At 69.6% G+C, this 11810-nt stretch carries 10 protein-coding genes; 7 read left to right on the top strand and 3 right to left on the bottom strand.

Annotated elements, in window-relative coordinates; translation table 11 throughout:
* The first annotated feature begins 76 nt into the window (after positions 1 to 76).
* On the top strand, positions 77 to 1420 hold the full coding sequence (locus ABGB08_RS28500; RefSeq protein ID WP_347595866.1) for a HAMP domain-containing sensor histidine kinase: 1344 nt from the start codon (positions 77 to 79) through the stop codon (positions 1418 to 1420).
* 21 nt (positions 1421 to 1441) lie between these two features.
* A complete protein-coding gene (locus ABGB08_RS28495) occupies positions 1442 to 2032 on the top strand; it encodes a TetR/AcrR family transcriptional regulator (RefSeq protein ID WP_246268657.1) in 591 nt (196 codons plus the stop codon).
* Here ABGB08_RS28495 and ABGB08_RS28490 read toward each other — a convergent pair.
* Together ABGB08_RS28490 and ABGB08_RS28485 are read right to left on the bottom strand one after the other, a co-directional pair.
* Positions 2027 to 3607, bottom strand: coding sequence for a thiamine pyrophosphate-binding protein (locus tag ABGB08_RS28490; RefSeq protein ID WP_347595861.1), 1581 nt, complete (start codon positions 3605 to 3607; stop codon positions 2027 to 2029). The genes ABGB08_RS28495 and ABGB08_RS28490 overlap by 6 nt on opposite strands.
* A 113-nt stretch (positions 3608 to 3720) precedes the next feature.
* Positions 3721 to 4686, bottom strand: a complete 966-nt coding sequence (locus tag ABGB08_RS28485) for an NAD(P)-dependent oxidoreductase (protein ID WP_347595858.1) — start codon at positions 4684 to 4686, stop codon at positions 3721 to 3723.
* A gap of 228 nt (positions 4687 to 4914) precedes the next feature.
* Here ABGB08_RS28485 and ABGB08_RS28480 point away from each other — a divergent pair, with 228 nt between their 5' ends.
* From ABGB08_RS28480 to ABGB08_RS28460, 5 genes are read left to right on the top strand one after another with little or no spacing between them, the layout of a single operon-like run.
* Positions 4915 to 6753 carry an SCO2524 family protein gene (locus tag ABGB08_RS28480; protein ID WP_347595855.1) on the top strand — a complete coding sequence of 613 codons (1839 nt, stop codon included), beginning with the start codon at positions 4915 to 4917 and terminating at the stop codon, positions 6751 to 6753.
* 2 nt (positions 6754 to 6755) lie between these two features.
* Positions 6756 to 7670: an SCO2523 family variant P-loop protein gene (locus ABGB08_RS28475; protein ID WP_155344114.1), complete on the top strand. Its 915-nt coding sequence runs from the start codon at positions 6756 to 6758 to the stop codon at positions 7668 to 7670.
* Positions 7667 to 8611, top strand: a complete 945-nt coding sequence (locus tag ABGB08_RS28470) for an SCO2522 family protein (protein WP_155356790.1) — start codon at positions 7667 to 7669, stop codon at positions 8609 to 8611. Before ABGB08_RS28475 ends, ABGB08_RS28470 begins: the two co-directional genes overlap by 4 nt.
* A gap of 40 nt (positions 8612 to 8651) precedes the next feature.
* A complete protein-coding gene (locus ABGB08_RS28465) occupies positions 8652 to 9569 on the top strand; it encodes an SCO2521 family protein (protein WP_155356789.1) in 918 nt (305 codons plus the stop codon).
* Between the two features lie 3 nt (positions 9570 to 9572).
* Positions 9573 to 10526, top strand: coding sequence for a DUF6879 family protein (locus tag ABGB08_RS28460; RefSeq protein WP_347595850.1), 954 nt, complete (start codon positions 9573 to 9575; stop codon positions 10524 to 10526).
* Here the strand turns inward: ABGB08_RS28460 and ABGB08_RS28455 are convergent.
* A complete protein-coding gene (locus ABGB08_RS28455) occupies positions 10486 to 11679 on the bottom strand; it encodes an FAD-dependent oxidoreductase (RefSeq protein ID WP_347595847.1) in 1194 nt (397 codons plus the stop codon). The genes ABGB08_RS28460 and ABGB08_RS28455 overlap by 41 nt on opposite strands.
* Positions 11680 to 11810 lie beyond the last annotated feature (131 nt).

Below are 11810 nucleotides of genomic sequence, written 5' to 3'. Positions count from 1 at the left end.
CGTTTGCCCTTTTTTGACTCCCGTGAGTGTGCATCGGACCGCGACCTGTGATCACCTGACACACAGGGGGGATCGGTTGAGCAGATGGCACAGCTGGTCGGTGAGGGCCCGGCTGACACTGATCGCGTGCGCCGTGATGGCGCTGATCTGCTGTGCCGTCACCATCAGCGCCCTCATCGGGGTGCGGGATCTCGCGTACAACTACCAGACCAACCGGATCGTCAGGGCCGCGCTGAAGACCGTGCACCTGATCAAGCGGGACGTGCTCGACGGCGTCATCCCCGATCAGGGCGTCACCGCCATCCAGGTCATCAAGCCCGACGGAACGATCGGCGCGGCCACCCCCAACCTCCTCAACCGGCCGCCGATGGCGGTCTTCCTGCCCGACGAGTCCGTCGTCCGGGGCGACCAGCTGGTCTGCGACAGCCCCGACTTCCCCGACACCTGCATGATCATCATCGCCTTCCGCGTCTACCAGCCCGACGGCGACTGGATCATCTACGCGGCCGACCCCACCGTGCCCTGGTACGTGGATCCCTGGCTGCTCGCCGCCCTCATCGGCGGCAGCCTGCTCGTGCTGGCCATCACCGGGTACGGCGCCGCCTGGACGATCGCCCGCGCCCTCGCCCCGGTCGACGCGATCAGCGCGGAACTCTCCAACATCACCGCCTCCGACCTCGGCCACCGGGTGCCGGTGCCCAAGTTCAAGGACGAGGTCCGGCGTATTGCCGAGACGGCCAACCAGACGCTGGACCGGCTTGAGGAGGCCGTCGAGCAGCAGCGCCGGTTCGCCTCCGACGCCTCGCACGACCTGCGCAGCCCGCTGACCGCGATGCGGGCCGAGATCGAGGGCGCGATGTTGCACCCCGAGGACGCCGACTGGCCCGGGATCGGGGAGGCGCTGCTGGTCAGCCTGGACCGGCTGCAGGCGCTGGTCACCGATCTGCTCCAGGTGGCCAGGCTGGACGCGCGGGCGCCGGGCCGCAGCGACCCGATCAATCTGGGCCGGCTGGCCAGGAGCGAGCTGGACCGGCGGCGGCGCCGGGTGAAGATGATCAAGGATCTGGACGAGCACGTGATGGTGCGCGGCGACCGGCTCCGGCTGTGCCGGCTGATCACCAACCTGGTGGACAACGCCGAGCGGCACGCCAACACCGAGGTCACCGTCCGCGTGTACGGCCGCGACGGGACCGCCGTGCTCGAGGTGATCGACGACGGCGCCGGGATCGCGCCGGACAAGCGGGAGATGGTGTTCCAGCGGTTCACCCGCCTGGACGCGGCCCGCAGCCGCGACGTCGGGGGCACCGGCCTCGGCCTGGCCATCGCCCGGCAGATCGCCGAGACCCACGGCGGCACCCTCGCCATCGAGGACAGCGACAGCGGCGCCCGATTCGTGTTGCGTATCCCGATCGCGCGCTAGGGTTTCGTTGTGGGACGGGGAATGAGCCGCATGCGCCGGGAAGACCTGCTCCGCGTGGCGTGCGAGGTGATCGCGGCACAGGGTTTCGGGCACACGCGCACGGTCGACATCGCCCAGGCGGCCGGGGTGAGCCAGGCGCTGCTCTTCTACCACTTCGAAACCAAGGACAAGCTCTTCGCCCAGGCGTTCGGCTACGCCGCGGAACGCGACCTCGACAACCTGGCCGCCCTGCTGGAGTCGGCGGGCGGCCCGATGGACAAGCTCCGGGCGATGCTCAAGCTCTACTCCCCCGCCGGGAAGTCCAAGTCCTGGGCGCTGTGGATCGACGCGTGGTCGGAGTCGATGCGCAACCAGGCCCTGGAAGACGTGTCCCGGGCGCTGGACCTGCGCTGGAAGGACGCGCTCGCCTCCATCCTGCGGGCGGGGGCGGACGAGGGCGTCTTCAAGTGCCCCGATCCGGAGGGCGCGGCCTGGCGGCTGATGTCGCTGATCGACGGGCTGACCGTGCAGGTCACCGTGCACAAGCGAATGCTCACCCGGGCCCGGCTCTTCGAGCTGGTGCGGATCGCGGCCGCCACCGAGCTCGCCCTGGAGCCCGACCAGCTGTCATGACTCGCGGACCACGATCAGCGTGGGGAGCGGGTGTTCCAGGGCGGCCACCAGGGCTTTGAAGAGTTCCTCGGGAGTGTCGGCGCGGCAGGCGGCGATTCCGTACGCGGCGGCCAGCTGGAGCAGGTCGGGCCCGGGCAGGTCCACGGCCACCGGGGTCATGTCCCGCCGGAGCATCTCCTCGCGGATCTCGCCGAAGCCCCCGTTGTCGGACACCACGATGGGCAGGCTCAGCTTCTCGTCCACGGCGGTGGCCAGGTCCTGCACGCAGAACTGGAGCGCGCCGTCGCCGGTCAGCACGACGGCCGGGCGGTCGGGGCAGCCCAGCTTGGCGCCGATGGCGGCGGGCAGCGCGTAGCCGAGCGTGCCGTAACCCGAGGGAAACAGCAGCCGCGCGGGGGGATCGAGGGCCAGGCTGAGCAGCGCGCCGTGGTAGACGATCATCGAGTTGTCGCCGACCACGATGGCGTCCGGCGGCAGCGCCCGGCCGAGCGCCTCCAAGGTGACCTCCCAGCGTCCGGCCAGCCCGGCCAGCTCCCGCGCCAGGTCGGGGGCCGGGGCGCGGGCTCCCTCGCGCGGGCCCACCCGATCGAGCAATCCCTGGAGCGCGAGCGCCGCGTCGGCCACCACGGGCACGTCGGCCACGTGGTCGCCGTACATCTGCCCGGGGTCCACGTCCACCCGGATCAGCCGGCCCGCCAGGGCGAAGTCCTCGACCCACAGGTCGGCCGGGCCCAGCTCGGTGCCCACCGCCAGCACCACGTCGCAGTCGGCCAGCCACCGCCGGGCCCCGGCCAGGTGCAACATCGCGCCGAGCACGAGCGGATGGCTCTCCGGCACCACGCCCTTGCCGTTGGCCGTGGTGACGATCCGCGCCCCGGCCCACTCCGCCAGCCGCAGCGCCAACGCCCCCGCGTCCTGCCCCGGCGGGCGCTGCACGCCCCCGCCCAGCACGATCCCCGGCCGCGCGGCCCCCCGCAGCAGCCGCGCCGCCGCGTCCAGCGCGGCCGGATCAGGCTCCCGCGACCCGATCCGGTACGGCTCCGCGAGCTTCGCCGGCCCTTCCGCGTCGAGCAGATCATGCGGGATCTCGATGTGCACCGGCCGCGGCCGCCCCTCGGCGAACGAGCCGAACGCCCTGGCCACGGCCGCCGGGATCTCCCGGATCGAGCTCACCCGGTGACTCCACGCGCACAATGCCTGGAACGCCCCCGACTGGTCCTTGCTCTCGTGCAGGTAACCGCGCCCCAGCCGGGGATGGTCGGTGGGCACCCCCGGCGAGATCAGCAGCAGCGGGATCGAGTCCGAGTACGCCTGCGCCAGCGCGGTCGCCGCGTTGAGCGCCCCGGGACCGGTCGTGGTCAGCACCACGCCGGGACGGCCGGTGCTGCGCGCGTATCCGTCGGCGGCGTATCCGGCGCCCTGCTCATGCCGGGGGGTGACCAGCCGCACGCCCCGCGCGGCCAGCGCCGCGTAGATCGGAACGTTGTGCGTGCCGGGAATGCCGAAGACGAGTTCCACCCCATGGAGAGACAGAGCCTCGACGAGTACGCCCGCCCCCGTCGCCGTCACATCCACCCCAATCACCCGAAGCGGGCCTCTCAGGAATATGGCTGGTTCATCTCCATCGTATATTTACCCGACCGTGACCCGACAAGGTCATCTCCGTTTTGGAAAGCCGAAATCCCGGCTTACTGGCCGACCGCCATGTTCTCGTCCGGCGCGTTGTCCAGCGCCCGGAGCACGGACCGGACCGCCTGGTCCACCATCGCCGCCATCGACTGCCGGGTGTGCGCCGCGACGTGCGCGGTCCACAGCAGCCGGGGCCCGAACTCCCGCATCAGGGCGGCATTTACGGATTCATCGCGGTAATGCCCGTCAATCGCGGCGACCGCGATCGTGCCGTCCCGGAGCGCATTTCCCAGCGCCACCGGTTCGACCAGCGCGGCCCGAGCGGTATTGATGAGAATTGACCCTTCTTTCATCCGGGCGAATACCGAAGTATCAATGATATTCACCGTGCTCGGGCTCTCCGGCAGCAGGACCACGAGAATGTCCGACCAGGCGGCCAGGTCGGGCAGGGTGCGGTAGGTCAGGTCGAGGCTGGTCTCGGCCAGTTTCCTGGTCCGGCTGTAGTAGGAGACCTCGCAGCCGATCGTGAGCAGCAGCCCGGCCAGCCGGCTGCCGATCGAACCGAGGCCGACGATGCCGACGCGCTGCGCGGACAGCTCGCTGGGCATGGGCACGGCCGCCGACCACTGCGGCGGATAGCGCTCGTCCAGCCGGTTCCGGATGCCGAGGTTGGCGTAGATGATCTGGCCCAGGGTGAAGACGGCGACCGCGTCGGGCCGCCGCGCGGGCGTCCAGGTGACCCGCAGGCCGCGCTCCTTGGCGGCGTCGACGTCCACGAAGCTCTCATAGCCGATGCCCATGAAGGCCACGATCTTCAGCGATTCCGCGGTGCTCAGCGCGTCGCCGGAGGCGTATTCCTCGCCGCCGTGCAGGTAGGCGACCGCGTCCCGGAGCTCAGCCTTGAGCTCGGCGGGAGAGAGGAGTTTCGGCCGGGCGACAATGCTATTTCCGGCCTCTTCCAGCGGGCGCAACAGAGTCAGGTCGATTCCCGAACCAGTGACAAGAATCTTACCTGTATGGGCCATGATGTGTCTTTCGAGCGCATTTGTCGGATTTGACGAACGGCCTCCTCTGGTCTAAGGATACGCCGGTCGGCAGCCCAGTGTAGAACCTCCAGAACTCTTTCCACTCCCGCGGAATTCCTGGGTAGTGTCGTTGTTAGTGGCCCATTCGCTGGGCGACAATGGCACTCGCTCCATGTCAACGCAAAAGCCGTCGCCGGGGGCCGCGGCATCGTCGCACAGGGGGAACGCGTGAAACTCCAGCCACGCCAGCAACTCCTGGAGATCTGGGAAGCCGCCGCCCGGGCCTCCTCCCAAGGCAAGGAGTGGCGCTGGGGCGGCCGGCACGGCTCCAATTCCATCTCCGACGCCGAGCAATTGTTGTGCTTCATGTATCCGGCCTCGGAACTGCCCGAGTTCCGCCTGGACACGCCCGACGCGACCTCCGACGACGTGCTCGAAGCCCTGGCCGCCATCGGGGACAGCGTCGAGATCCCGAAGCGGCTGCTCACCCTGCTCGACGCGTACCTGACCACCTACTCCGACAAGGACGGCCGGCCGCTCTTCGGCGGGGACAGCTACTTCCTGCCGAACGAGCCCGGCGAGGAGATCACCGGCGAGCAGCGGGCGCTGGACGTGGTCGACTCCTACTCGATGAGCGTCACGCTGATGCTCGGCACCCTGGGCTTCCTCAAGGTGTTCCGGCGCAGCGTCACCCGCCAGGACATCCGCGCGAAGATCAGCGATCTGGAGTCCCGGGCGAACGTCCGGCTGTCGGCCGCCATGGTGGGCCTGCTGCGCAGCTTCACCATCAACGTCTTCGAGCCGGGCTCGCCGCAGGGCCAAGCGCTGCTGCGCACCGCCAATCAGGCCAAGGTGCACGACCGGCGGGTCCACGACGACCTGCAGAAGTCCCTGGAGGAGGTCAGGGCCGGGCTGCGCGACCTGACCATCGGCTCCGGCGCCCAGGTGGACCTGGACAACCCCAACCTGCTCTTCGAATGCGGCTGGGCCTGGGGCGTGGTGAAGAACGCGCCCGAGGTGGTCACCGACCTGAAGGTCGGGGAGCAGCCCAAGGGCGTGGCCCCCGAGATCCCCTACCTCTACTTCACCGCCAACGCCCTGGTGGGCGTCGTGGACCTGTGGTCGGAACGGACCCGCGTGCTCGGCCTGCTCGACGACGACCAGCAGCAGCTGGCCAACGCCCTGCAGCGCCGCTGGGACATCACCCAGAACTACTGGCGCACCGTGGCCACCTTCGGCAAGGACCGCTGGCCGCTGGAGGACATCCCCTGGCGGACCACCGACGGCAAGGAGTCCGACTACTACAGCCTCGGCGTCACCGCCATGGTGGTGCAATATCTGGTCCGCACCCGGGCCGGCGACGTCGACCTCGGCCGGGTCGCCGGAGTCCTGGAGGAGCTGGCCAGAAGCGCCCGCATCACCCGCCGCCCGGTGGAGAACGACCTCAGCGCCGTCGCGCTGCACCACCCCGGCGTCAAGGTCACGCTGCTCGGCAGCGAGGAGCTGGGCCCGCAGCTGATTTGGCAGGTCGCCGACTTCGCCATCACGCTGCTCAAGCGCACCATCTGGGTGGCCACCATCACCCAGAGCAACCGGACCAGAGAGCGCCTGCACACCCTGGCCGACCAGATCTGGGCCCACATCCAGCAACGCCAGTTCACCCACCAGCAGGTCAAGGGCCTGTGGGACAACCCGGCCGGCGCCTTCGACGACGTCGGCGACGAGCAGACCCAGGTGTCGTGGTACTTCACCGAGCGCATCGTCGAGTTCCTGGTGACCCTGGCCCTGACCTCGCGCGAGTCACCGCTGCGCAGCCAGCAGCTGGTCGAGGTGGCGGGCGAGATGCTGGCCGAGGCCGAGCACCTGCTCAACCGGGAGCAGGTCATCAGGCCGGTCCGGGCCCGGCGGGGCGCGAGCTCCACCATCACCACCATCGCCACCCGGCTGAACCGGGCCAGGAAGATCATGGGTGAGCGCCCGGCCAGCGCGGCGGCCCTGATCAACCAGTCCCTGCTCGAACTCGACCAGCTCGCCGCCGCCCGAGAGAACGCCTCGGAGGCGATGTAACGATGCTCGTGTTCGCCATCTCCGACAAGGGTGGCACCGGACGGTCGGTGACCAGCAGCAACATCGTCTACCGGCGGGCGCTGCAGGGCCAGGACGTCTGTTATCTGGACTTCGACTTCGGCTCCCCCACGGTCGGCGCGATCTTCCGGGTCAGCACGGCCTCCCGGGGCACCACCAAGGGCGGCATGCACCGCTACCTGGAAGGCGAGATCCCCGAACCCACCCGAATCGACGTGTGGACCGAGTCGGACCGCGACACGATCCGCGCCAAGCCCGCCGGAGCCGGGCAGATGGTGCTCTTCCCCGGCGACGAGGGCGGCGGCGAGTTCGCCACCTTCGACGGGGAGATGCTCAAACGCTGCGTCCGGCTGTTCGCCGGCCTGCACGAGCAGTTCGACCTGATCATGGTGGACCTGAGCGCGGGCCGCTCCTTCGCCGCCCACCTGGCCCTGGCCGCCACCGCCCAGTTGCCCCGCATCCCCGCCCGCTGGCTGGTCTTCCACCGCTGGACCCGGCAGCACATCATCGCCGCCAACGGCCTGGTCCGGGGCGACCACGGGCTCCTGGACGTGGGCGTGGAGCACGGCCACGACCGGGACGCGCTGATCGACCGGATCAGGTTCGTCCGCACCGCCGTGCTGGAACTGGGCTCCGGCGACTTCGCCCACCTGCGCCCGGCCCAGCGCTCCTGGCTGAACGAGATCGACCGGGAGCTGCGCGAGCTGGCCACCAGGCACGGCGTCGGCCTCACCACCATGCTCGGCAAGGTCCCGCTCGACCCGGTGCTGCAGTGGCGGGAGCAGCTGATCTCCGACGATGACGTGGCCGGCACCGAGATCGCCAATCCGGAGACCGTGTTCGCCTTCGACGACCTGGCCAAGAAGATCGTCGACGACACCGCGTGGGAGGGCCTGTGACGTCCTTCAGCGAAGTCACGGCGGAACGCCAGATCAAGTCGGGGCCGCTGTCCCACGTCTCGGTCGAGCTCGGCCACCTCTACATGGAGGACTTCCAGGCCGGTCCCGACCGGCTGCGCCGGCAGTTCGCCGCGGTCGCCCCCTGGCTGGAGACCGTACGCCGCAGCTGGCAGAGCCGCACGCCAGGCGGCCGGGCCAGGATCAGCACCTGCTTCCTGATCGACGACTACTTCAGCCGGTTCAGCACGCCCAGCGAGCTGGTGCCCATGATCCTGACGGCGGCCGCCGAGAACGACCTGGTCATCGACTATCTGGCCAGGGAGTCGGCGTGCGCGGAGGCGGACGGGGTGAAGCTGGCCAAGCTGGTGGAGGACCGGCTGGTGCCCGATCCGCCGCCGGGCACCCGGGGCTGGCGCCCGCCCACCCACGAGACGGGCTGGCTGGCCAACGGGACCCGCTCGCCGGTCGCCGGTTCCGGCCAGGCGATGAAGACGGCGGTGCGATGGGAGGCGCCCACCCAGAACGCCAAGCGCGGGCACTCCATCTTCGTGGACGTCGAGCTGTGGAACGACGACAGCCGGGGGCGCACGTGGTCGTGTCCGTTTCTGGCCGCGGTGTGGCAGTTGCTGCGGCTCGGGCTGCTGCGCAACGAGGGGCAGCTGCCGGTGCAGCCGGTGGCGGTCGACGGAGGATTTCCCACGAGCTGGGATAATCTTCCGCCGGTGGTGAAGTTGAACTCGTCGGCTACGCCGTTCAGCGCGTACACGACCCTGTCCGTTCTGTCGACCCGGTTCCTGCAGGTGGAGCTGGCTGTGCGTACGATTCTCAGCCAGGTCTCGGTGGACGAGGAAGTCCTCAAGCAGGTGCTCAGCCGGAGCTCCGACGAGGACCTGCGGCTCGAAGAAGAGCTGGTCGATCGCATCTCCTACGTATTTCTCTAGGCCATCCTCTTTCTCTAGGCCATCCTCGGTCGGGGGCGACATGCTGATCATGGGAGAAGTCCGTACCGGTCTGCTGCAGAACTCGGCGGAGATCGAGGAGCGGGATCACCAGGCGGTGCTCGGGCTGCTCGCCGGGGAGCGGGTGCGGATGTCCCGGCGGCCGATCGTGTACGCGGTCTCGCCCGACCTGCTCACCGGCGTGGACTGCCGGCTGCCGTCCGCCTCCCGCGCCCGCATCCGCGGGGTCGGCACGGTGGTCTCCCGGTCCTCGATCACCGGTGGCCGGGTGCTGCAGGGCTCCTCGTACGTCCGGGTGACGCGCGGCGAGGTCAACTACCGGCTGCCCTGGTCGCACTACCTGGCCAGGCCCGGCGTGGTCGAGGTGCTGGGCAAGGTGTCCGGGCCCGACGTGGCCGACGGGTTCCTGGCCTTCGGCGCGCCCGGCGAGCACCTGGACCTGGGCTCGGTCAGCGACCGGTTCATGGACGTGGTCCAGGAGTCGCCGGTGCTGGATCTGCGGGCGCCGTTCCGCAGCAACCGGACCCGGCTGCGCTGGGTGGCCGAGACCGGCGAGCCCGGCGTGCACTTCACGCTCGGCGAAGGCCAGGAGCGCACGCTCAAAGTCACCCACCAGGGAGAGTTCTCTCCCGCCGTCGTGGACCTGTGTGAGGATCTCGCGCTGCACGACTGGCTGCTGACCACCCTGTTGACCATCGTCCAGAGGGCCCGCATCGGCGGCGCCTCCCGTCCCGAGGTGTCGGCCCGGCTCGCCCCGGCCGTCGACACGCTGCTGCACCTGTGGATGCCCGGGGCGAGGATCCATCCGTCGCTGGCCGCGCTATGGGAGAGCCTGGAACGCACGCCCGGTTTCTCCCGGCAGTGGCAGTCCCTAGTCGAACGAATCCGCGACCAGCTCGCGGTCAACACTCTGGCCCTCCTGCGCGAGACAAACGGATGATCTATGGCCGACCGGAAGTCGGAGTTCGATGTAGATTCGATCAACCCCTCGTTCGTGAAGATCCTCATCAGCTTCGTCTTCGGCGGCATCGTCTGGGGCGTTTCCGAGCTGTTCCAGGGCGGGGGTCTCGGCGTCAACGACATGTGGAGCATCCTCATCTCGTTGTTCGCGGCGTCGGCGGCGTTCGTCGCGCAGCACCTGATCGCGGTGGAGAAACAGAACGACGCCGTCCGGCAGGAATTGCGTGACGGGCTGTCCAGGATCGATGAGGCGACCGAGCTGTTCGGCCTGGTGGAGGCGTCGGCGGTGCAGATCGACCTGGTGACGCAGCTGGTGCGCAACGCCACGGGGGTGGACAAGGAAATGCCGCCCTTGATCCAGAAGTTCGCGCAGTCCGAGATCGAGCGCATCTCCACCCTGCTGCGCGAGCTGGGCGAGGGCGACGTCACCTACGAGGGCGAGGACCGGGACTGGCTGCTCGGCCTGGCCAGGAATGTGGAGCTCAGCATCGACGCGCTCAGCCTGGCCGTGGTGGACCAGGGTCCGGGCGAGTTCGACGGCGGATTCTGGATCACCGACGCCGGGCAGCGCTACCTGGAGATCCAGCGGGAGCGCGCCAAGGCCGGGGTCACCATCCGCCGCATCTTCTACGTCGACACGCCCGAGCGCGTGCAATCGGAGACATTTCAGCAGATCAGCAGGATGCACGTCGCGGCGGGCGTGGACGTGCGGGTGCTCACCGCGAGCCAGCTCACCTCGGCGCTCGGCGTGGACGACTTCATCGTCTTCGACGGCGTGGTCAGCTACGAGATCATGGCGTCCAACACGCTGTCGGTGGGTGAGCTGGTCACCCACACGTTCGTACGCACCCTGCTGATCCTGGAGCGGCCCCGGGTGCGGCAGCGGATCGAGCGGTTCAGAGAGCTGTGGGAGCTGGCGACAACGCTGGATCAGTGAAGTCCCGGTCGGGGCTGCAGATCCTCATCCGCTCCTGGAATTCCGGATCGGCGGTCCGGCCGTGGATCAGGTCGGTCACCATCTCCGCCGTCACCGGGGCCAGCGTCACGCCGAGGCCGGAGTGGCCGGTCGCGGCGAGCAGGCGCTGGTGCTCGTCCACGTAACCGACGATCGGGACGTGGTCCGGGCTGGCCGGGCGCAGCCCCGCCCAGTGCCGTTCCAGCGACCAGTCGGCGGTGGCCGGCATCACCGTGCTGGTCCAGGAGCGGATGTCGCGCAAGCCCTTGGCGGTGGGCGTGTCGTCGAAGACGTTCTCCTCGTACGTCACGCCGACGGCGACCCGGCCGTCGTGGCGGGGCACCAGGTAGGGGTAGCCGCGCTCGTCGCCGCAGTCGATCTCGGCGAAGACGTGGTGGTCGAGCGGGTAGCCGGTGACGCCCGGCGGGCGCAGGTCGAACGCCTCGCCCTTGATCGGGAAGATCAGGTCGGCGAGCTTGGGCAGCAGCGTGCCGCTCAGGTAGCCGGCGGCGACCACGACGGTGCCCGCCTGGATCACCGAGCCGTCGGCCAGCACCACCTCGGCGGCGGCCGGACCCGAGTCGACCCGGACCGCGCGGGTGCTCAGCCGGAGCGTGACCGAGGAGCGGCCGATCGCGCGGCGCAGCGCGACCATCAGCTCGCGCGGGTCCAGCGCGAGCTCCTCGTGCAGCAGGAACGCGCCCACCACCCGGTCGCTCAGCAGCGGCTCCAGGTCCCGTGCCTCGGCGGCGGTGAGCTGGCGGACCTCGAACGGCGCCTCGATCCAGCGCGGCAGCACCTCGCTGAGCAGCCGGTCCATCTCCTGGCGGTCCAGCGCGACCTGGATGTCGCCGCCGCCGAGCACGTTCACCTCGACGCCGGACTCCTTCCTGAGCCGGCCCAGCCATGGCTCGTAGAGGTCGCGGCTGCGGCGGATGACGCTGCTCAGCGGTCCCAGGCAGGCGGTCTCGGTCTGGGTGAGAATGCCACCCATGGCCGCGTCGGAGGCGCCGAGGCCGAGGTCCTCCGCAGCGTCCACGAGGATCACGCTGCGGCCCTCAGAGCTGAGGTCGTAGGCGATCGCACTGCCGATCACTCCGCCACCGATGATGGCGACGTCGCAAATCTCTGGCACAAGCGACTCCAGGCTTTACCGGGTTGAATTCAGACTAGGCGCAGCCTGGCCTCAGGCATATAAGCAAGGCGCAGAGACTATGGGGGCGGCGCGGCCCGGGTCGAGATTAGCGCGAATCGCCGCTTCCAGCC

Source organism: Acrocarpospora sp. B8E8, from assembly GCF_039871605.1.
GTDB lineage: Bacteria > Actinomycetota > Actinomycetes > Streptosporangiales > Streptosporangiaceae > Acrocarpospora > Acrocarpospora macrocephala.
Note: the sequence above shows the minus strand (reverse complement) of the source record. Positions and strands in the feature narration are given on the sequence as shown.